Below are 20,305 nucleotides of genomic sequence, written 5' to 3'. Positions count from 1 at the left end.
ATCCTGCATGAACCGACACTCCTTAAAAAACTCCCGCGGGTCCGGCGCCGGGCATCGGTTATCACCGGTTCTGTGGCCGCACCCTTTATCAGCGAGGTATTGTCAGCGCGTGGTGCCACATCCCCGGTTATCCCGGTAACAAAAGAGATCGCCTGCCTGATCACCATCGACGATCTCGAAAGAGTCGACCTCTCGATTCTCGAACAGACGGTCATCATCCCGGGCCGCTCCTTTGTCCACGATGCGGAGGCCGGGAAACTGCTGAGCCGGGACGGGACACACCGCGAGGTGATCCGGGGGCCGGATCAGCTCACGGCCGATGCCGAAACCAGTATGGGCATGACCCGGAACCAGGTGCTTGCGCTGGAAATGGAAGGCTTCTCAAATCTTATCCGGCAGATCAACCTGCACGGGGAATGATCCGGCGGTTTCGTTCAAAAAAGAATAACCTGTTCGGGAAAACGACTCAGGAAAAATCCTGCTTTTTTTAAAATGGATAAAACACAAAAATCATTCAGAAATGAGGAGATCGTTACCCCCCTCACCTATGCGATGAGTGCCGCCGCCCCCGAAGGGACGCCCCAGCGGCGGTTCAGTGACTAATACACATGTGAAAAACTCCCTTGACCCGCCGTGCGCCAAAGGGCCCTGATGCGGGGAACCATCCCACTGTTATCTGGTTATGATTTTCATAGTCCCGGAGTGATCCCGGTCGGTTCATAATTTGCCATGAGAGGTCCTGACTCCTCTCGCATATAAGAGACAAAGACCCCATTGACCAGCACCAGAAGGAGCGCGGGAAACACTGTTTTGATAGATCCACGAAGAGAACAAAAAAGAAAAATGATGAAACTGTTTCAGGCAAGTGCGGCCGTAATGCCGACAATACCTGACTGGATAATCAGGGCAACCGCGATGATGACGCCGGCCATTTCGAGCGCGACAGCGACATTGCCTTTTTTAAGTTCCTCGAACTCCTGAACACCGGTAGTGAGCTTGTCGAGGATGTTTAAGGCGAGGTAGATCGCACCGATCGCAAGGAGGATCCCGAGAACCAGTTGGATGATCGCAACGCTGATCGCAATCAGCCCGTCGACGGACAGTAACCCATATACCGAAGCCTTGCTGATGCCCACCGAGATACCCGAAACACCGGACTGGACAACGACCGCAATTGCGACAAAGATTGCTGCAACGACAATACCGAAGGCGACATTGCCTTTTTTAAGTTCCTGCTGCTCATCAACATCCTTGGTGATCTTCCCAAAGACAGAAAATCCGATAAACAGTGCCACCACCGCAAGGATGACCGCGATGATCAACTGGATAATTCCGACAGCTGCGTTTAAAAGAATCATCTTCTCACCTTATTTTTAGTATTCTGTGGGCTGATGTGGCACATAAATATATCCCCGTCAGGAAGTTGAAATTGCCAGAATCCGTGACCGGATGGCTTTTCCGGGTAAATAAACTCCTTTAACTGCGGTACAAAAAATAAAAAAACGGGAGTTGCGTGAAAATAAAAAAAATGCTGCGGGTGGGTTACGATCCCACGATCTCCAGATGTCCCAAAGTTCTCACGCACGAAATAATTTCGAACGTGTATCAAACCCTATGAGTCTGGCGCCCTAACCAGCTAGGCCACCGCAGCACAAAAGTGCATAATTACAACACCGTAAAAACTCTTAAAGGTTCTGATACGAAAGATGCGCACGTATCAGCCTTTTTTCTGCTGGAGGTACACGTTCACTGCGGCCGTAATCGCGGCGACCTTGTTTGCCTGCGAGAATGAGCCAGCCAGCGTCTGCATCCGCGCCTCCTCGTCGGTCTTGTAACGTTCCAGCGTCTTTATGATATGTTCTTCCTGCAGGAAGTGGGTATGGGTATTGCCCTCGATGAACTGCTGGTTGTTCATGATCGCATAGTGAAGAGGGAGCGTGGTCTTGATCCCGAGGATGATGTACTCCGAGATTGCGCGGCGCATCCTCCTGATGACCTCGGGGCGGGTGCTGTCCCATGCGCAGAGCTTTGCGATCATCGAATCATAATTCGGCGGAATCATATATCCCATGTGGATGCCACTGTCCACGCGGATACCGGGGCCGCCCGGCGAACGGTACCGGAGGATCTTGCCCGGGTCCGCGGCAAAAGTATTGAGCGGGTCTTCCGCATTGATCCGGCATTCGATCGCGTGCCCCCGGATCGAGATATCCTCCTGGTCGAAGGGCAGTGCCTCCCCGGCAGCAATGGCAATCTGCTGCCTGACGAGATCGATCCCCGTGATAAACTCGGTGATCGTATGCTCGACCTGCAGCCGGGTGTTCATCTCCATGAAATAATAATTCCCGTTGCTGTACAGGAATTCGACAGAACCGGCGTTCGTGTAATCGGACGCTTCTGCAACCTTAAGTGCAGAGGCCGACATGCGCTCACGCAGTTCGGGCGTCATAATCGCCGATGGGGCTTCCTCGACCAGTTTCTGGTGCCGGCGCTGGATGGAGCACTCGCGGTCAAAGAGGTGGACCGCGTGCCCGTGCTCATCTGCAAGCACCTGGAACTCGATGTGCCGGGGCTTGACCAGGTATTTTTCGATAAAGACTGTCGGGTCGCCAAACGCGGACTGGGCGATTCGCATGCTGCCTGTGATCGCCTCTTCGAGCGCTGTTTCGTCGTTGACGATCTGCATTCCGATGCCGCCCCCGCCCGCGCTCGCTTTGACGATCACAGGATAACCGATCTCCGCTGCCACCGTTTTGGCCATATCGATATCGTGGATCCCGTCATCGGTCCCCGGAAGGACGGGCACGCCGGCTTTTTTCATCTGCTGCTTGCTGCCGATCTTGGAACCCATGGCCTGGATGGTTTTTGATTTCGGACCGATGAACGTCACGCCTTCATCTGCGCAGAGCCTGGCGAACCGGTAGTTCTCCGCAAGAAAACCATACCCCGGGTGGATCGCCTCGGCACCGCTCTTTTTTGCGATGTCGACGATACGATCCATGTTGAGATAGCTCTTGGACGGGTGGGCCTCACCGACCGGGAAGGCTTCGTCTGCATATTTCACGTGGAGGGCGTTTTTGTCCACCGAGGAATAGATCGCCACTGTATCGATATCGAGCTCCCGGCAGGCACGCATGACCCGGATTGCGATCTCGCCCCGGTTGGCAATCAGGATCTTCTCAAAAAATTTCATTGAACCACCAGCAGGACATCGCCGTTCTGGACGACATCGCCGGTATCGACAAAAATCTCGGTGACCTTGCCGTCCACCGGGCTGTGGATGGGGTTTTCCATTTTCATCGCCTCAAGGACGATGAGGGTGTCGCCCTTCTTCACGGTCGCACCCCGGTTGACCATGACCTGGAGAACCATGCCCTGCATGTTGCTCCGGATCCCACCGGCGATATCGCCCCGCGGCGCTTTCTGGGGCATAGCCTGCGCCACCTGTACCTGGTTCCCGCCAACCGATACGATACGCACGGAGAAGACCTCTCCGTCCACTTCGACCTCCATCTGGTCCGGTATGCCCCCGGCCGATGTAGCAGGCTGGGCGGCCGGCTGTTTTCCGGGGATCGGTTCAGGCTGGCGCTCGCCTTTCAAAAAAGCCGGGGCGATTGCCGGGTACATAATGTACGTGAGCACGTCCTCCTCCTTTTTCACGAGGCCTGCTTTTTCCGCCTCTGCCTTCATGCGCTCATAGGAGGGTTCGAGCATATCGGCAGGCCGGCAATCGATCGGGACCTCGTCGCCGATGATCTTGTGCCGGATCTCGGCACTGACCGGTGCCGGCGAGCGGCCGTACAGTCCCCGCACGTAATCCTTGACCTCTTTGGTCACATTCGCGTACCGCTGGCCGTTGACAAGCACGTTTAAGACGGCCTGAGTCCCCACGATCTGGCTCGTGGGCGTCACAAGCGGCGGGTAGCCGAGGTCTTTTCTCACCCGGGGGATCTCGGCAAACACATCGTCAAGCCGGTTGAGTGCATCCTGCTCCACCAGCTGCGAAACAAGGTTGCTGATCATGCCACCGGGCAGCTGGTAGATGAGCACGTTGCTGTCCACGCGTTCCGAGATCGGGCTCACGAGCCCCGCGTACTTCTCGCGGATCTGTACGCAGGTATTCCTGACAGTCCTGAGTTTGAACAGGTCGATCCCGGTATCCCGGGGCGTCCCGATAAGCGAGGCCACGACACTCTCGGTGGGAGGCTGAGATGTTCCCATCGAGAACGGCGACATGGCAGTATCAAGAATATCCACGCCGGCTTCGATGGCCGCCTGATAGCTCATGGGGGCAATCCCGCTCGTGGAGTGGCTGTGAAGACAGACCCTGATATCGACCGCTTCTTTGATCCCGCCAATAAGTTCGCGGGCGGCCCCGGGCATGATCAGCCCGGCCATATCCTTGATGCAGATGGAATCGCAGTCGAGGGCTGCCAGCTCCTTTGCCATCTCGATAAATATCTTCGTGCTGTGGACCGGGCTTGTCGTATAGGAGATTGTCCCCTGGAGGTGCGCACCGGCCTTTTTCACCTGCTCCATCGAGCGCTTCATGTTCCGGATATCGTTGAGCGCGTCAAAGACCCGGAAGATATCCACGCCGTTCTTATAGGAGGCTGCAACAAAACGATCGACTACGTCATCGGAATAATGGCGGTACCCGACCAGGTTCTGGCCACGGAGCAGCATCTGGATCGGGGTGTGCACGAGCTCCGCCTTGAGTGCGCGGAGCCGGTCCCACGGATCGTCATTGAGGAACCGTATGCAGGTATCGAACGTGGCCCCGCCCCATGCCTCTGCTGAAAAAAAACCGCACGCGTCAATCTCGCGTGCAAGCGGGATCATGTCTTCGGTGCGGAGCCGGGTGGCAATGAGAGACTGGTGGGCATCACGAAGAGTGGTATCGGTGATAAGAACTTTGCGGGAAGCGGCAGCACACATGGGAAACCTCAGGGCCTCCGGTATTACAATTAGCCTCTCAAAACTTCACCGGTAAAGTATAAAAAATTCACTAACGGAGAAAATACGCGAAAACGAGCGCGGCAACAGCGAAGGCACCGGCCGTGATCTCAGGGTAAGACACGGAAAAGCGTGTGCAGACCGTTCCCCCGCCACGGTACCCCCGCATGGCAAGGATTTCAGCGCTCTCCTCCGCCCGCCGTAGCGCATCGCAGATAAGAATCCTGCCGGCGGGCAGGATCCTGGAAATCCCCCACGGCTGCCCCTTCTGCACCATCGCGAGTCGTATCCGGGAAAAATCCTCTGACAGATCCTCTGCCATCCCCATGGCCATCTCGGCGATCATACCCGGTTCAAACCCGATCCGTGGACCTAAAAGCCAGGTCCCCGTGGCAAGGAAATCGCCGGCACGGGAATCGGCATATGCCCAGGTGCCAATCAGCAGGATCGCACTCATCCGGACAAGATACGAGAGTCCTCCTGTGCCGGTCAGGGTTATGACTGCAGCGATGATAACAAACAGCAGAAGTGTTGCAAGCACGGCCCGGGGGTGCCGGATGCTCTTCCATCGAGGGGTAAAGACCAGCCACCAGAAAAAAACCGCAGCCGCCCCGGCAAGGCTGATGAAGGCCGCAAGCGAGAGCAGGAACGCACAGGCAAACCTTACGCGCGGGTCCTGCATGCTGCCTCCCGGAGCCCTTCCGGCGTGATGGATTCAGGAATCCTCCCGGCCCCGACCAGTCGCCTGACCAGCGGCGGCGCGTGCTGCCACTGCGTTAGCGCTTGTGGCATCTTTCCGCAATCAACCAGTCTCCTGTCGGAGATTTCCCATATCCGGTCAATTGCAGGAAATATGCTCTGCTCGTGAGTGAAAATAACGGTAATGCCTTTGGATCTTCCGCTGATCTGCCGGCAGACCTGCTCTTTTCCCGGGCAGTCAAGGGACGAGAACGGCTCATCGAGCAGCAGCAGATCGTAATCCCGGGAGAGGGCACAGGCAAGGTGCAGGCGTTTGAGCTCCCCTCTGGAGAGAGAAAGAGCCGGGGTTTCCGGCGACACGTCAATACCTGCTTGCGCAAGAGCAGTCTCCGGGGAAAGGTTCCACGATGCACATTCCTCGGCCACCGAGAGGCCTGTCACATGGAACTCGGGGAACTGGAACGAGAGCATCGTGCTGGTGATCTCTTCCCGGCGCACGGCACCGCTTGCCGGTGCATAAAGGCCGGCCATCATGAGGGCAAGCGTGGACTTCCCGCTGCCGACATCCCCGCTCACCAGGTGAATTCCCGGGGAAAAAATCCCGTCCGCTGCAAGCGACCATGACTGCCGGTGCACACGAGCGTGGTCGAGGACCAGTCTCATGCCGGCCACCTCCACGAGAGCGGGTAAAATGACGTACCAGATATCTGGGGAAAAACTTCGGCCGGTGTCCCTGCGTGCAGTACCCGGCCCTTTTCGAGATAGAGCAGATGGTCGCCGAGTGCCGCAGTCTCCATCTGTTGTGTGCACCGGATCACGTACACGGCGCCCGACACCCGGAGCGCCTCCTCCAGCCACCTGCACCGGCCGGCGTCAAGGTGCGAATCGCATTCATCGAGCACGATGACACGGGGCCGGGTAATAATCGCCGCGGCAAACGCGACAAGCACCTTCTCCCCTCCGCTCAGGTCCTGCATGCGCCGGTCCAGCAGGTGGCCGATCCCAAGAGACCCGGCGCAGTCACGGACTGCTCGCTCAGTCTCTGTGCAGGGAGTAAACCGGAATCGCAACGGCGACGCCAGTTCATCTTTTACGGTCGGGAAGATGATGTTCCGGTCCGGGAACTCATTCACGTACCCGATTCCGGTCAGTCGGGGCGATTCGTTGTCTATGAGCAGCGTACCGCTCTCCGGTTCTGCGATGCCGGAGCAGATCTTTAAAAACGTGCTCTTGCCACTCCCGTTAGGGCCGATCATGGAGGTGATACCCGGCGCTATTTCGAGTGCATCGATAGCAAGACACCGGTACCGGAGCCCGCGGATGGCGATCATGGCAGCTGTCGCCCAACCAGGTATACGGCCCCGACTTTCACTGCTTCCCCGGGGAGGAAGACCGCCATCCCGATGATAAGTGCGGCAGCCGGTGCCATGCCCGTTGAAACAATCAGCCATGTCGCGCCGCACAGGAGGATGAGCACGGCAGCGCCGGCAAGACCCGCGATCCGGAGCGCCGCCACATCGGATTCATACAAGATACCGGCGAGCAGGACAGCAGGGATAAAACCGAGCAGGTACCCGCCGGTCGGCCCGAGCAGGACACCAAATCCGGCGATACCGTTGTGGAAGACCGGCAGCCCGAGTGCTCCCAGCGCCACGTACAGCGCGACCGGGATGACAGCGTCGCGCTTCATAGCGGCAGCCGCAAGCAAAACAAAAAATGTCTGGAGGGTAAACGGGACGGGGACAAACGGGACGGAAATCCACCCGCCCAGCGTGATGAGTCCAATGAACGCCGCAGTATATGCAACACGGCGGGATCGCCGGAGATCACCAAACATCGTCAACCACTAAAAAAATGTTGGTTGACGATAAAAAAGCACCGCTCACTGGTGGAAACAATCGCCGGCAATTACCCGCTCGAGCTTGCCGTTGTCTTTTCGTATGATAAGCGCACCGAATTCGTCGATATCGATCGCTTCGCCGGAGAAACTGTTCTTGAGCGTCCGTATATCCACCCGGTGTTCGAGCGTGCAGGAGAGACTCTTCCACTCCCGGATGATGGTATCGTATTCCCCGCTCTCGATAAGGAGGTAGTGGCTCTCGAACTCTTTTAAGATCCGGGCAAGGAACGAAGCACGGTCGACCTCATGACCGAGTTCTGCGGATATGGAGGTGATATCGTTCTGCAGCTCGGGGGAAAACTGAGTGAGGGAGACGTTTGCATCGATGCCTATCCCGAGCAGGCAGTAGTGCACTGCATCGGCTTCAGCCGCAAGTTCAAGGAGGAGCCCTGCGACTTTCTTGTTCCCGATGAAGATATCGTTGGGCCACTTGATTAAGGCGCCCAGATCGAATTCCTTTCGTATCGCCCGTGCCACCGCGACAGAGCCTGCCATGGTGATCATAAAGATGCGATCGATCGGGATATGGGGCTTTAAGACGATCGTAATCCAGATCCCGCCGCTGGGCGAGACCCATGCCCTCCCCATCCGGCCGATGCCCCCGGTCTGCTCCTCGGCGATAATGACCATCCCGTGCATCTTTTCCACATCGCCCTCGGCACAGAGCTGTTTTCCTGCCCAGATGGTCGATGGCGTATTCTCCAGGTACCTCATCTTCTTCCCGATGAATTTTGTCTGGAGTTTCTTGTGGATCTCGTACGGGAGCAGCTTGTTGCTCATGCGGGTGAGCCGGTACCCTTCCTTCTGGGATGACGAAATGTCGTAGCCCATCATGCGCAGTTCGTTGATGTGCTTCCAGACAGCGGAGCGGGTAATGCCCAGTTCGTTGCTGATGGACTCGCCGGAGACCGGGCCGTCAGACTTTTCGAGAATCTCCATAACCCTGAATGCTGAATCGGGCGTTGACATCACCTTTTTGAACTGATGGATTCTTCCGGCAGCGGGCAGGGATCCTTGCCGCAGACCTGCTTGAGGATGGCGGACTGGTGCTCCATGAGCGTGGCAAGATCGAAGATCCCCGTGACATCGACGACCCCGATTGCGCCGATGACACTCCCTTTGTGGTCCCGGATGGGGGCGACAGTCACCGGCACCCCCTTGTATGCACCTGTCCCGGGTGTTGTTTTTATCACCGTGTTCGTCGCGATGGCCTGTTCGAGCACCGGCCCGGAATAATTGCGATCGATTACCCGGCCGTCCTCGATACGGATGCCGGGCCTCCGCAACGATTTCGCCGTTACCGGAAGGCGGTGGATGATCTCATGGATGGCCAGCACGATGGGTTCAAGATCTGCTGCCTCCGCAGTTTCGCAAAAAGTGTAGCGGTGCATCGGACACAACCTCATATCAATCTGGTATTTTTCCTGCTAGAATAAGGTTTGTATCCCGGAAGCACAGAATTTTTTTATAAATGCCCGGGAGGGGTATTCGTGGACACTGGTCACGACCACCGTTCCCTTCCCCACCGTTTTCTCGATAATAAGTGGCGAACCCCCGGAGGCCCCCGCAGTACTTCCCCCGTGCACGGGAAACGTACCGTCGCATTCTATGCAGGAGGGATCGTAATCCTCTACGAGAGCCATCCCCAGTTCCGACGATCCGCACGCGATCTTCCTTGGAAAAACCTCGTGCCGGTACGTGACCGGGAACGGCAGCCAGTCATACGCATCCGGCCGGTCGATGGCTGCCCCGAAAACGAGGAGGTTCCCGCCATTCTCCACAAAATGCCGGATGCGATCCGATGATGCCCGGAGCGCGGGGAGCAGCCGGCAGTAGGCCGGGTTTGCAAAACCGGTGGGGACGATGAGGCAGGAAAACGAGCCGCGGAAATACGGGGCGGCCAGCATATAAGGCGTGACCAGCTCGCACGGGACACCGCAATCCTCGACGTACCTGACAAAATGCTGGGGTGTTTCCCAGACAAATCCCGCCCGGCAGCTCACCCCTTGATCACTCCTATAGGGGACAGGCGGGCAACAAGGGTGGAGAGCCCGGCATCGTGAACCACCTGAACCACCTCGCTGCTGGGCTTGTAGACCTCCGGCGCCTCGTCGGCAATCGCCGCTTCGCTGGGCGCCCGGACAATGATGCCCTGCGCGAGGAGATGATCCGCCACTTCTTTACCCGTCATCCTTTTTTTCGCCTGTGACCTGCTCATGACCCGGCCCGACCCATGGCAGGTACTTCCGAAGGTGCGTTCCATTGCCGTCGCGGTCCCTTTGAGCACGAACGAGGACGTCCCCATGCTGCCGGGAATGATCACCGGCTGGCCGATCGCGGCGAGATCTCCCGGCAGGCCCGGGGTTTCCGGCCCGAACGAGCGGGTGGCACCCTTGCGGTGCACGCAGAGCCGGACCTTCTGCCCGGCAACCATGTGTTCCTCGATCTTTGCGACGTTGTGGGTAACATCGTAGACAAGCGGCATGCTCTCGTAATCAATGCCGAACATCCGTACGAATTCCCGGCGTGCCGCGTGCATGATCAGCTGGCGGTTGGCCCATGCATAATTAGCCGCGGCGGCCATCGCGCCGAAGTAGGCGGTTCCCTCCGGGGACTGGACCGGGGCGCAGGCAAGCTGGCGATCCGGGAGCGTGATCTGGTATTTTTTTGTCGCCGATTCGAGGGTCTTGAGATGATCGGTGCACACCTGGTGGCCAAGCCCCCGCGAACCGCAGTGGATCATGCAGCAGACCCGGCCCTGTACAAGACCGAATGCGGCCGCAACAGTCTCATCGTAGATCTCGCTGACGACCTGAAGTTCAAGGAAATGGTTGCCCGATCCGAGAGTGCCCCCCTGGGGGATTCCCCGCGCCCGCGCTTTTGCCGAGACCGCGCGGATATCGGCCTGCTTCATAGCGCCGCCTTCTTCACACCGGGCAAGATCCCGTTCAACGCCGTACCCGGCTTCCACCGCCCAGCGTGCCCCTTTCTCCATCATGGCCGTAAGCGCAGCCGGGGAGACCGCAAGGGAACTCTTCGCACCGACACCGGTCGGCACGGCATGGTACAGGGACTCTATAAATTCACGGGGCTTTTTGATATCTCCTGGCATGAGCGGCGTGGTAAAAAGCCGGACCCCGCAGTTGATATCAAACCCGACACCCCCCGGGGAGATGACACCATCTTCAAGGGAAAACGCGGCGACGCCACCGATGGGAAATCCGTACCCCCAGTGGAGGTCCGGCATGCCAAGCGAATACCGGACGATCCCGGGCAGGGTGGCGACATTTGCCAGCTGCTGCACGGCACCCGGTTCAAGGATTGCCGCAAGCGTGTCCGAAAGGAAAAATCTCCCCGGCACCCGCATGCCGGGCACATAACCAACCGGGATCTCCCATTCATTCACACCGGCCCGTGTCACCCTGTCAAGCATCCCTTCACCCCGCTATACATCAAATAAGATGTCCACCATATATCCTTTGGCATCTTTCTGGATAGACATGCCCGAGTACGAGATGCCCTTTACCTCCGTTCCCTGGGCATGCCGCGCCGGATCGAATGGTTCGCCGTCAAGGATCGCATGGAGATGCATACCATCGAGGTGAACATCAGCATCACGAAAGACAAGCCCTTCTACTTCAGAGACGTACAGCACTTCCGATAAAAAATCACAGAGAAGCGATTCCCGATCCGGTGCGCTGATGTCAATCTCCCGGGAGGTCCCGCCATTCCGGTCTTCCCCGAACATGACCTGCATCAGCGCCCTGCACGCCTCCCCGAACAGGGCATCCGGCGTGGAGGCACGGGCCCGTATCTTCACATCTGCGGTATGGGACAGCTCTTCGAAACTCATCTCTCCCCCTGACCCTCCGGCCCTTCATCGTAGAAAGGAATCATGTCAGTCCGAATTTCTTCGAGGAAGCGTGCCTGGTGGATGGAGATGTAGATGATATGGTGGGCCACCTGGAGCAGGATATCGCTTTTTTTCGGGGGCTTTATGCGCACTGGCAGGAGAACTGGGCCTCCGCAGGAGGTACAGATGCGGAAATCACAGTTCCTCTTCTCGATGTAGTCCATGACATCGGGTGAAATTGCGATCCGGGAAACACCGGATGGATCAGAAGGATACCCTGGCATTATGCCAGTAGTATTGTAAGGTGGAATTAAAAAACGGTTAGGTTAAAATGAGGGGGCCAGGTTCATACACCTACGAGCCGGACAACCATGGATGCGTACTTCTCCTTGAGTTCATAGGTCGTGACCCCCCCGGCACTCCGGCTGACTCTCAGGATGCCGATGCGGGAGGCAATGATGCCGACCATCGATGCGATGGTGTGGAATGAAACCGGGAACTGTTCCTTTAGTCCGGCAAGAATATCTGCAATGGTTGTCTGCCGGATCCTGAGGAGGAGACGAAGCACCTCCCGGCGGATGCCGGTCTTATCCCGTGAGAGATACGACCTCAGCCGGCCCTCAATCATCTGTTCGATCTCAAACTGAGATCTCATGAGGTAGTGTCACGGCTTTCCGCATATATAATTTTTGCTTTTTCCCGTTTTAAAAACCCCGTTCGGAAATCCCGCCATTCCGGCAGGGTACAGGGATATTCTGCGAAACAGGAACCGGAATCTTTACCGGACCAGAAGACCTGCCGGCTATTACCCGCAATCTGGTAATTATTTAATCGTGAATGAACAGATGAATATGACATGGGATTATTCCATTATAACATCGAAAAATATTCACCAAAACAACTGGTGATAATCCCGATGGTGCTGCTGGCTATATCGCTGGTGGTCCTTGCGTTTGTCACGGTGACGGTCGGGATGCCGGTCAAGCCGGGGATCGATTTCTCCGGCGGGACGGCCGTAACGGTGATCACTCCTGATACCTCCGATCAGATCCAGGCCATCTTTGCCGGTTATCCTCTCGTGAGTGTGAGTGAGGGGTTGAACAACGGGAAGTTTATCACTTTCGGGACGATGAGCGATGCACAGTACCAGAGCCTGACCGCACTGGTCGAAAGCAAATACCCCGATGCACAGATTAACCAGATCGGCGAATCCTTTGGTAAGACCCTGCAGGACCAGGCGTTTATTGCCCTCATCATTGCCTTTATCGGCATGGCAATCGTCGTATTTGTTTCATTTCGGACATTTATCCCTTCCTGTGCAGTTGTCCTCTCCGCATTTGCCGACATGGCTATGACCGCTGCCATGATGAACATCGTCGGCATTCAGCTCTCTCTCGGGACTACTGCGGCGCTGCTCATGCTGATCGGTTATTCCGTGGACAGCGACATCCTGCTTACCACACGGGTGCTCAAACGGCAGGGAAAACTCAACGACAAGCTGACCGGGGCATTCCGCACCGGTATCATCATGACCTCTACCACTATCGCGGCGGTCACGGTACTGCTCATCGTATCCTGGGCCGGACAGGTCGAGGTCATAGAGGAGATCTCTGCGGTCCTCCTGATGGGGCTTATCTTTGATATCCTCAACACCTGGCTTACAAACGTCGGCATACTGAAATGGTACGTCCTCAAGGGAGGCGGGAAATGAAAAAAGAGCGGATGAAGGATCTCTTCAGGGACTGGCGTGTACTCGCGCTGCTTATCCTTCTGGTCCTCTCGGTCATCGCCATCTATCCGCATTTCGATAACAATGGCAACCTGACAACAAACCTCCAGTATGGCCTCGATCTCCAGCAGGGTGCATGGCTCCAGCTCGAATTCAAAGCCGAAGTAGTCGGGTTTACGACGACAGAACCGGTCGATACGTTTGTCACCAATCTCTCAAAGAGCCTCGATACCGATGTGATACAGGTCGATGCCAGCCACCTCGAGATTCGTAAATCCTTCACGCAGGCAGAACTCGAGCCCTATTTTGCGGCCGAAGGCGGGACCGTGGTCTCGTACCAGCCTGGCATATCGGCAGCTACGGCGGACCTGGTAAAACAGATTCTCGAACAGAAGATCAACGCGATGGGCACCAAGGACGCGAAGGTCAACACGCTCACCGGCCTGAACAATGTCGCCAGGTACGTGCGCGTGGAGATGGCCGGTGTCGATATGAACCAGGCCCAGCAGATCATAGGAAAGCAGGGCAAATTCGAGATCCGTATCCAGACAACCGGTAACTCCACTGAGCACGTCCTCTACGGGGATTCCATAACAAGCGTCCAGGTACCCAGCCAGTCACCGGCAGGCAGCGGAAACTGGGGCGTCGGGTTCACCTTAAGCGAAGACGGGGCTTCCACATTCCAGAGTGCCGCTATCAAGTACGGTGCAACGGTCGACCCGAGCAACCACAAACTCGCCATGCTTCTCGATAACCAGACGGTGTACTCTGCGCCGCTGTCCCAGCAACTGGCAGGATCGCTCCAGAGCGAACCTACCCGCGAGTTGTTTGCCTCGACGGGCACCGGGACGAACGGGATGCAGGAGGCAACAAACCTTGAGATCCAGCTCAGGGCGGGTGCGCTGCCGGTTGACGTGTCGGTCGCCGGGTCCGGTTCGACATCAGCCTCCCTTGGCCAGCATTACATGACGATGTGCCTGATCGCAGGCATCCTCGCGCTCATCATGGTCGCATTTGTCATCTTCTACCGGTACCGCGAGCCCAGGATCGTGCTTCCCATGGTGCTGATCAATGCATCCGAAATCGTGATCCTGCTCGGGTTCATCAGCGTCATCAAGTTCCAGATGGATCTCCCGACCATTGCCGGGCTGATTGCCGTGCTGGGGACCGGTATCGACCAGCTGGTCGTCATTACTGACGAGATCCTGCACGAAGGGATTGTCCCGTCGCCGAATGTCTACTTAAAGAGGCTTGCCCGTGCGCTCACCATCATCGTGATCGCGGCAGCCACCGTGCTGATTGCGATGCTGCCGCTCGCACTCATGGACCTTTCAACGCTCAAGGGATTTGCCATCATCACCATGATGGGTGTCATCGTGGGTGTCGTGATGACCCGGCCGGCTTACGGCAAGATCATCATGGAGATCCTCTCCGAATAACAATACCATAGATTTATCTTTTTTTTTAACCGACAACACTACCGGGTATGATGATATGACGAAACCTGTTCTGTACGATTTTTTTGCCACGTGGTGCGGCCCCTGCCAGATGCAGACGCCGATTATCGAAGAACTGGCAAAGAAACTGGGCGACGCTGTCGAGATACAAAAAGTGGATGTCGACGAGCACATGGATCTTGCGGAAAAATACGGGATTCGTGTGGTCCCGACCCTGATCATCGAGAAGGACGGAAAAGTTGTCCAGACGATGGAAGGCGTTACCGATGCCGCAACGCTCGAAAAACTGCTCAGGCCGTTGGTGGGATAAGTGAAGATCGGCATTGTCGGCGGTACCGGGGATATAGGGGAGGGCATGGCGATGCGGCTCTCCACGATCTTTGACCTCGTGGTCGGTTCACGGGAGCAGGATAAGGCCGAAGCGAGCTGTACGATCACCCGGGAAACCCTCAAAAACCGGGGTCAGGAGTGTTCACTGTGCGGCGTAACCAACCAGGATGCTGTCGACCGGGCGGATATCGTTATCCTCGCGATCCCTTTCAGGCACGTTGTCCCGACACTCACAACGCTCTGTGGGTTTGAGGACAAGATCGTGATAAGCCCGGTCAACCCGATGGAGAAGCAGGATCACTTTGTCTTTGTCCCCCCACCGGAAGGATCGGCGGCCCTGCTGATCAAAAAACTCCTGCCAAAAGAAGCGCGGCTCTGCTGCGCGTTCAATACCATCGCCGCCAACCGGTGGAAGGCGCTGGACGAGGAACTGGCGTACTCGGTGCCAGTCTGCGGTGATGACGAGGAGGCAAAGCAGGAGGTAATGGAGATCGTGAACCGGATCTCAAAACTCAAGGCCTTCAATGCCGGCCCGCTCTCCGTCTCGCCGCTGATCGAATCGCTCACACCGCTGGTGCTCAATATCGCACGGTACAACAAGATGCGGGATGTCGGCATACAGTTCCGCTAATAACGCCGGGAAGGCACAAAAAATTGTCGGCATCCTTGCGGCCCGGTTCGGGGAGATCCCGTGGTGGCCGGGGGATACTGACGAGGTCATGATCGGTGCAATCCTGACCCAGCAGACCCGGTGGGAGAACGTGAAACGGGGGCTCCGGCTGCTCAGGGAAAAAGGCCTCTGTTCGATGACGGCACTGGATACCACAGAGGAAGTGGAGATCGAATCGGCCATCCGGTGCACCGGGTTTTACCGGATGAAGGCACGCCGGCTCAAGGCTCTTGCTGCGTTTGTCACCGGGACCTGCGGAGGGGTGGCCGGCATGGAGACGATGCCGACCGGAACGCTCCGCGAAGGGCTGCTCGGGGTGAACGGGATTGGCGAGGAGACCGCGGACAGCATTCTCTGCTACGGGTTTGGCCGGGCGAGTTTTGTGATCGATGCCTACACGGACCGGATCTCCCGGTGCGCCGGCATCACCACCCCACGCTCCGGGCTCAAGGTCCTCTTCGAGAGCGTGCTTGAGACAGACTCCCACGCGTACCGCCAGACCCATGCCCATATTGTTGAATACGCCAAAGGCTGGTGTACAAAAAAGAGGTGCGAAGGATGCAGGATTATGGATTTGAACGGATAGGGCAGCGGTTGTTTGCCGAACACCTGGTCGGCGGGAACTTCGGAAATATAAGTGTGCGGGACGGGGAGCAGGGATTTTTCGTCAAGAGAACCGGGGCCTACCTTGACGATCCGGGGGATCCCGTGTTCGTACCCTTCAGTGGCGAGGTCCCGAAGGAGGCCTCAAGCGAGTACCGCGTCCATTTCGCGGTCTACAAAAAGAGCGCATACAAAGCGATCGTGCATGCCCACCCCCCGTACGCTGTTGCCGCCTCGCTTGTGGCAGATGAGATCCGGCCGCTGGACAGCGAAGGCATCATGTTCTGCCCGCTCATCCCCGTGACCTCGGGAGCGCCCGGGACCCAGGGGCTTGCGGATGCGGTGGCCGGCATAATGCAGCATCACAAACTGGTCATTGCCCGGGGGCACGGGACCTTTGCCGGAGGAGCAACGCTGGATGAGGCCTTCCAGCTCACCTCCCTTGCCGAACATGCCTGCCGGATCCTCGCGTTCAGGAAGATGTTCCTCTAAAAACACCGCGTAACCGGAAAACTTCCTTTTTTGCGAAAAGCAGGGCGGCATTTTTATGGTGCCGCTCCCCGGACAATGAAAATTAAATGACGGCAGGGATTACTTTAGCTGCCGGGGCGGCTGGTTCAGCTGGATCTCCCGTATGATCTCCCGGTGGAATACAAGCAGCATATCCGAGATCATCCCGAACATGAAAATCTCGATACCGACGACGATGAGAAGCACCGTGAGAATGGTCAGCGGGATATGTTCGACATGGCGAAACCATTCCAGCAGGACATAAACACCGGTAAGAATCCCAAGCAGGGTCGTAAACAGGCCCATGATGCCAAAATAGAAGAGCGGGTTGTTGACCCGGGCGAGGCGGTAGATCGTGGTAACGATCCGGATTCCGTCATGGAAGGGGGAGAGTTTTGTCGGGGTTCCCGGACGGCGCGAGTACCGTATGGGCACGACCATGATCCGCTGGCCGTTCCGTACTGCTTCCACCGACATCTCGGTCTCGATCTCAAAACCGGTCTCCTTGAGATTCATCTGCTGGATAGACAGTTTTGTGAATGCCCGGTACCCGGAGAGGATATCGTGAAGATCCCGGCTGTGGGCGAGCTTGAAAAAGAGGTTGAGCATGTGGTTGCCAAAGAGGTTGAGGTGTGAGAAGGATCCCTCTTCCGCATTGATGAGCCGGTCGCCAATCACCTGATCGAATCCCAGGAACAGCGGGGTGAGCATTTTCTCCGCATCCTTTGCCGAGTACGTCCCGTCACCGTCAAGCATCAGGATATACGGCTGCTCGATCACCTCGAACGCTTCGATGATCGCATTACCCTTTCCTTTGCCGGACTGGGTCCTTACCAGTGCACCGGCCTCCCGGGCATTCTTTACGGTGTTGTCCGAGCTCCTGCCATCGATGACAAGGATGTGGGTATACCCGAGACTGCGGAAATCTTTTATCACCGGACCGACGGTCAGGCTCTCGTTGAGCGTGGGGATAAGGATACAGACCTCATCTTTATTGAATTTCATTGGTATAGTATTTTTAACCGGTTGTCATAAGTGCTTCTATGCATATCCCGAAAAAAGGTCTCCGTGCGCTCGGCATCGCGGAGAGCTATGCCGGCCGTGAGCATTCGACGCTTGCCGGGATCGTGATGCGCAAAGACCTCATAACAGATGGTTGCGCATTCTCCCGCGTGACAGTAGGCGGCATGGATGCAACTGACGGGATCCTCCGGATCGTTCATACCCTCGGCCGTCGGGACATCAACGTGATCCTCCTCTCGGGCTGCGTGATCGCCTTTTTCAACATCATTGACCCCGGGCGGGTGTTCGAGTGCACGGGTCTGCCGGTGATCTGTGTGACCTACGAGGAGTCTGCGGGACTCGAAGGAGATATCCGCCACCATTTTCCCGGGGATACCGCACGGCTGGACGCGTACCGCCGCCTTGGCACACGCACCCCCCACATCCTGCCGGACGGCCAGACGATGTATCTCCGCAGCTGGGGGCTTGATCCTGCGGACGCAGGCCTGCTCTGCACGGCATTTACCTGCGATGGAAAGACTCCTGAACCTCTCCGGGTCGCACGGATTACTGCCCGGGCCGTCCACCGGTTCATTAGTTAACCGGTCGCGATTCCCCGGGACGGGATAACCCGACTCTCCTGCCTCCACCGTAGATTTCATATCTGGCAAGGTAGATGGATAAAAAAGAACTATTGAGGTAACCAGATGACACAACAGACGGCAAAACCCGCCCGCTGGGTATGTCTTGAATGCCACTATATCTATGATCCGGCAAAAGGCGATAAAACACAAGGGATCCCCCCGGGAGTGTTGTTCGAGGATCTGCCGGAAACGTGGCGCTGCCCGGAATGCAAGGTTCTTAAATGCAAGAAAGGCGTGTTTAAAAGACTCGATGACTAACGCGGCCGGGTCCATCCGGCCCCATTTTTCCTATCTTTTTATGCAGTATACGTGTGGCGTGAGATGATCTGATTGGTCACCACATCGTAGACCTCGAACGTTACCACGTCCCCCGGGTGAAAGGTTCCGTCCTTGTAATTAATTGAGATCAGTTCGTCCGGATCCCAGATCCGACCCTGCGATCCTGGGCCCCCAAGTGTCTGGATCTGGTAGTGATGCGTGGGGATGTACGCATACCCGTTCATGGTACTGATGGAGCACTCCAGAAGTTTCCCGTTCCGGTAAGTCAGCGCATAGAGATCCAGGTTCACGTACCCGGTTGTTCCCGTATTCTTGACAACCATGTAACTGTCATATTTCAGGACTCCATTTTCGTTGACATGCCGGATCTTGGTAATCTTGAAGATCGCGGGAATGGATTCATCGTACTGGTAGGGGAGATGAACCATCATGAGCAGGACGAGCGCCGCAAGAATAAAAGTGACCACGAGCATCAGGATTATGCCGATTACCGGTGACGAGGCTTCGTGGGTTCTGCGAGGGAATGACAATGTATTCACTCTTTTATTATCGGCAATAAATGTAATTGGAAAAACTACTTGACATCATGGGGAGGTGGCGGGTACCCATACACGTGAGGGGAGCCACCGGGCACCCAGGAGAGTGCCACTTCTCACCACGTGTCCAAAGGGAAACGTTTCATCAGCCGAAAGGTTCCGCCGACCCCCCGCCTGTGAACCTCACGACACATCTTCATATCAATAGTCCATGCCGCCATGTTTCCGCACGCCTGTTACTACTTCGATGATCAGTTTGTTGCGATGGATAACCAAGACTGCACGGTATTCACCGGACCTGAGCCGGTACCGCGGGTATTCTCTCGGGGAGCCCTTTACTTTGCGGACATCATAACGGACGTAATCCAGATCCCCGGCAAAGCCTTCAATCGCATCGAGAATCCGTATTGCCTGTTCCGGGGGGAGATCCTGCAACTGCTTTTTCGCATGGTTGGGGATGATAACCATATATGCCATCAGAGACCCAGCTCATCCCTGACCTGTCTGAGCGTCTGCACACGTCCTTTCTTAATATCCTCAACGCTTGCCATGATACCTGAGATCTCCTCCTTTGTCAGGGGCTCATCGTCATAGGCCCTCGCGGCAAGCCGCGTGACAACATCATCATAGGTCTCGCGGGGATTCTGCTTGAGGTCATCCAAGATTTTCTTGGTTTCACTCCGGAGCTGGACCGTGGTAGTCGCCATGGGTCACTATATTACATTATAACTAATTATAGCATGCGATAGCCCCGATCCTGGTAAAGATACCGAGGCACATCGTGATAATGTCAATTCCGGGAAGGGAAGTTTCATATAAAAAAGAAAACGGAAATACCTCAGACTTGTTGGATATGATAACAGGTGCTTCCGGAAAAACTTCATGAAAATCGGTTAAACGCCCAGGTCGGAATTCGAATCCGAGTCGATTGCGTGACAGGCAATCATGATAGGCCGCTACACTACCTGGGCACTGTTACAGTATATCCCGCCTCCCGGATTCGGACCGGGGACATCGCGGTAGCCGCGCAGTTGCCGGAACCGGCAAACCATACTACAGCCGCGCACTCTACCAGGCTGAGTTAAGGCGGGGCACTGCCTAATAATGTAGGGATAGTTTCCTATTAAACATATCGTA

26 protein-coding genes, 3 tRNA genes and 1 pseudogene are annotated in these 20,305 nt (G+C 56.5%); 9 read left to right on the top strand and 21 right to left on the bottom strand.

The window, feature by feature from the left end; genetic code table 11:
* A pseudogene (locus ACLQMU_RS08995) lies at positions 1-420 on the top strand (methyl coenzyme M reductase-arginine methyltransferase Mmp10); the annotation flags it as partial.
* Positions 421-857: 437 nt separating this feature from the next.
* Here the strand turns inward: ACLQMU_RS08995 and ACLQMU_RS08990 are convergent.
* The 15 genes from ACLQMU_RS08990 to ACLQMU_RS08920 form a co-directional block, all read right to left on the bottom strand.
* Positions 858-1,358: a DUF350 domain-containing protein gene (locus ACLQMU_RS08990; protein ID WP_422150115.1), complete on the bottom strand. Its 501-nt coding sequence runs from the start codon at positions 1,356-1,358 to the stop codon at positions 858-860.
* Positions 1,359-1,529: 171 nt separating this feature from the next.
* Positions 1,530-1,651 (bottom strand) — tRNA-Met (locus ACLQMU_RS08985).
* A 66-nt stretch (positions 1,652-1,717) separates the two neighbouring features.
* Complete coding sequence (locus ACLQMU_RS08980) at positions 1,718-3,193, bottom strand: acetyl-CoA carboxylase biotin carboxylase subunit (RefSeq protein WP_422150116.1); 1,476 nt, start codon at positions 3,191-3,193, stop codon at positions 1,718-1,720.
* Positions 3,190-4,938, bottom strand: a complete 1,749-nt coding sequence (gene oadA / locus ACLQMU_RS08975; RefSeq protein WP_443673669.1) for a sodium-extruding oxaloacetate decarboxylase subunit alpha — start codon at positions 4,936-4,938, stop codon at positions 3,190-3,192. Before oadA ends, ACLQMU_RS08980 begins: the two co-directional genes overlap by 4 nt.
* A gap of 70 nt (positions 4,939-5,008) precedes the next feature.
* Complete coding sequence (locus ACLQMU_RS08970) at positions 5,009-5,638, bottom strand: hypothetical protein (RefSeq protein ID WP_422150118.1); 630 nt, start codon at positions 5,636-5,638, stop codon at positions 5,009-5,011.
* Positions 5,620-6,318: an ATP-binding cassette domain-containing protein gene (locus ACLQMU_RS08965; RefSeq protein ID WP_422150119.1), complete on the bottom strand. Its 699-nt coding sequence runs from the start codon at positions 6,316-6,318 to the stop codon at positions 5,620-5,622. Before ACLQMU_RS08965 ends, ACLQMU_RS08970 begins: the two co-directional genes overlap by 19 nt.
* The gene (locus ACLQMU_RS08960; protein ID WP_443673668.1) at positions 6,315-6,986 is read right to left on the bottom strand and encodes an ATP-binding cassette domain-containing protein; all 672 of its coding nucleotides are present in this window, start codon (positions 6,984-6,986) and stop codon (positions 6,315-6,317) included. Before ACLQMU_RS08960 ends, ACLQMU_RS08965 begins: the two co-directional genes overlap by 4 nt.
* Positions 6,983-7,492: a biotin transporter BioY gene (locus ACLQMU_RS08955; RefSeq protein ID WP_443673667.1), complete on the bottom strand. Its 510-nt coding sequence runs from the start codon at positions 7,490-7,492 to the stop codon at positions 6,983-6,985. The genes ACLQMU_RS08960 and ACLQMU_RS08955 overlap by 4 nt, the downstream gene beginning before the upstream one ends.
* A 45-nt stretch (positions 7,493-7,537) precedes the next feature.
* On the bottom strand, positions 7,538-8,494 hold the full coding sequence (locus tag ACLQMU_RS08950; RefSeq protein WP_422150122.1) for a biotin--[acetyl-CoA-carboxylase] ligase: 957 nt from the start codon (positions 8,492-8,494) through the stop codon (positions 7,538-7,540).
* Positions 8,495-8,523: 29 nt separating this feature from the next.
* The gene (locus tag ACLQMU_RS08945; RefSeq protein WP_422150123.1) at positions 8,524-8,946 is read right to left on the bottom strand and encodes a DUF2111 domain-containing protein; all 423 of its coding nucleotides are present in this window, start codon (positions 8,944-8,946) and stop codon (positions 8,524-8,526) included.
* 36 nt (positions 8,947-8,982) lie between these two features.
* A complete protein-coding gene (locus ACLQMU_RS08940) occupies positions 8,983-9,558 on the bottom strand; it encodes a hypothetical protein (RefSeq protein ID WP_422150124.1) in 576 nt (191 codons plus the stop codon).
* A complete protein-coding gene (locus ACLQMU_RS08935; RefSeq protein ID WP_422150125.1) occupies positions 9,555-10,988 on the bottom strand; it encodes an RtcB family protein in 1,434 nt (477 codons plus the stop codon). Before ACLQMU_RS08935 ends, ACLQMU_RS08940 begins: the two co-directional genes overlap by 4 nt.
* Before the next feature lie 12 nt (positions 10,989-11,000).
* On the bottom strand, positions 11,001-11,408 hold the full coding sequence (locus tag ACLQMU_RS08930) for an archease (RefSeq protein WP_422150126.1): 408 nt from the start codon (positions 11,406-11,408) through the stop codon (positions 11,001-11,003).
* Positions 11,405-11,632 (bottom strand): hypothetical protein, encoded by a 228-nt coding sequence (locus ACLQMU_RS08925; RefSeq protein ID WP_422150127.1) that lies wholly within the window; start codon positions 11,630-11,632, stop codon positions 11,405-11,407. Before ACLQMU_RS08925 ends, ACLQMU_RS08930 begins: the two co-directional genes overlap by 4 nt.
* Before the next feature lie 122 nt (positions 11,633-11,754).
* Positions 11,755-12,063, bottom strand: a complete 309-nt coding sequence (locus ACLQMU_RS08920; protein WP_422150128.1) for a DUF2551 domain-containing protein — start codon at positions 12,061-12,063, stop codon at positions 11,755-11,757.
* Between the two features lie 201 nt (positions 12,064-12,264).
* Here ACLQMU_RS08920 and ACLQMU_RS08915 point away from each other — a divergent pair, with 201 nt between their 5' ends.
* From ACLQMU_RS08915 to ACLQMU_RS08890, 6 genes are read left to right on the top strand one after another with little or no spacing between them, the layout of a single operon-like run.
* On the top strand, positions 12,265-13,119 hold the full coding sequence (locus tag ACLQMU_RS08915; protein ID WP_422150129.1) for a protein translocase subunit SecF: 855 nt from the start codon (positions 12,265-12,267) through the stop codon (positions 13,117-13,119).
* On the top strand, positions 13,116-14,576 hold the full coding sequence (locus ACLQMU_RS08910; protein WP_443673666.1) for a preprotein translocase subunit SecD: 1,461 nt from the start codon (positions 13,116-13,118) through the stop codon (positions 14,574-14,576). Before ACLQMU_RS08915 ends, ACLQMU_RS08910 begins: the two co-directional genes overlap by 4 nt.
* A 55-nt stretch (positions 14,577-14,631) precedes the next feature.
* Complete coding sequence (gene trxA / locus ACLQMU_RS08905) at positions 14,632-14,904, top strand: thioredoxin (RefSeq protein WP_422150131.1); 273 nt, start codon at positions 14,632-14,634, stop codon at positions 14,902-14,904.
* On the top strand, positions 14,905-15,555 hold the full coding sequence (npdG, locus tag ACLQMU_RS08900) for an NADPH-dependent F420 reductase (protein WP_422150132.1): 651 nt from the start codon (positions 14,905-14,907) through the stop codon (positions 15,553-15,555). It begins immediately after the preceding gene.
* A complete protein-coding gene (locus ACLQMU_RS08895) occupies positions 15,533-16,180 on the top strand; it encodes an endonuclease III domain-containing protein (protein WP_422150133.1) in 648 nt (215 codons plus the stop codon). Before npdG ends, ACLQMU_RS08895 begins: the two co-directional genes overlap by 23 nt.
* A complete protein-coding gene (locus tag ACLQMU_RS08890) occupies positions 16,153-16,689 on the top strand; it encodes an aldolase (RefSeq protein ID WP_422150134.1) in 537 nt (178 codons plus the stop codon). Before ACLQMU_RS08895 ends, ACLQMU_RS08890 begins: the two co-directional genes overlap by 28 nt.
* A 99-nt stretch (positions 16,690-16,788) precedes the next feature.
* Here ACLQMU_RS08890 and aglJ read toward each other — a convergent pair whose 3' ends face one another.
* Positions 16,789-17,712 carry an S-layer glycoprotein N-glycosyltransferase AglJ gene (gene aglJ / locus ACLQMU_RS08885; protein WP_422150135.1) on the bottom strand — a complete coding sequence of 308 codons (924 nt, stop codon included), beginning with the start codon at positions 17,710-17,712 and terminating at the stop codon, positions 16,789-16,791.
* Positions 17,713-17,750: 38 nt separating this feature from the next.
* On the opposite strand from aglJ, the gene ACLQMU_RS08880 reads away from it, so the two are divergent.
* On the top strand, positions 17,751-18,311 hold the full coding sequence (locus ACLQMU_RS08880; protein WP_424039969.1) for an endonuclease dU: 561 nt from the start codon (positions 17,751-17,753) through the stop codon (positions 18,309-18,311).
* Positions 18,312-18,416: 105 nt separating this feature from the next.
* Positions 18,417-18,611, top strand: coding sequence for a rubredoxin (locus ACLQMU_RS08875; protein WP_422148888.1), 195 nt, complete (start codon positions 18,417-18,419; stop codon positions 18,609-18,611).
* Between the two features lie 38 nt (positions 18,612-18,649).
* On the opposite strand, the gene ACLQMU_RS08870 is transcribed toward ACLQMU_RS08875, so the two are convergent.
* The 5 genes from ACLQMU_RS08870 to ACLQMU_RS08850 all read right to left on the bottom strand — a co-directional run bounded on the left by ACLQMU_RS08870 (position 18,650) and on the right by ACLQMU_RS08850 (position 20,259).
* Entirely contained in the window at positions 18,650-19,162 is a 513-nt protein-coding gene (locus tag ACLQMU_RS08870) for a type IV pilin (protein WP_422148887.1), read from the bottom strand.
* A gap of 207 nt (positions 19,163-19,369) precedes the next feature.
* Positions 19,370-19,645, bottom strand: a complete 276-nt coding sequence (locus tag ACLQMU_RS08865) for a type II toxin-antitoxin system RelE family toxin (protein ID WP_422148886.1) — start codon at positions 19,643-19,645, stop codon at positions 19,370-19,372.
* Complete coding sequence (locus ACLQMU_RS08860) at positions 19,645-19,875, bottom strand: DUF7557 family protein (protein ID WP_422148885.1); 231 nt, start codon at positions 19,873-19,875, stop codon at positions 19,645-19,647. The genes ACLQMU_RS08865 and ACLQMU_RS08860 overlap by 1 nt, the downstream gene beginning before the upstream one ends.
* Positions 19,876-20,066: 191 nt before the next feature.
* Positions 20,067-20,139 (bottom strand) — tRNA-Asp (locus ACLQMU_RS08855).
* Positions 20,140-20,153: 14 nt separating this feature from the next.
* Positions 20,154-20,259, bottom strand: a tRNA-Tyr gene (locus tag ACLQMU_RS08850).
* Between the last annotated feature and the right edge of the window lie 46 nt (positions 20,260-20,305).

The organism is Methanoregula sp. (genome assembly GCF_052325125.1).
Classification (GTDB): domain Archaea; phylum Halobacteriota; class Methanomicrobia; order Methanomicrobiales; family Methanospirillaceae; genus Methanoregula.
Note: the sequence above shows the minus strand (reverse complement) of the source record. Positions and strands in the feature narration are given on the sequence as shown.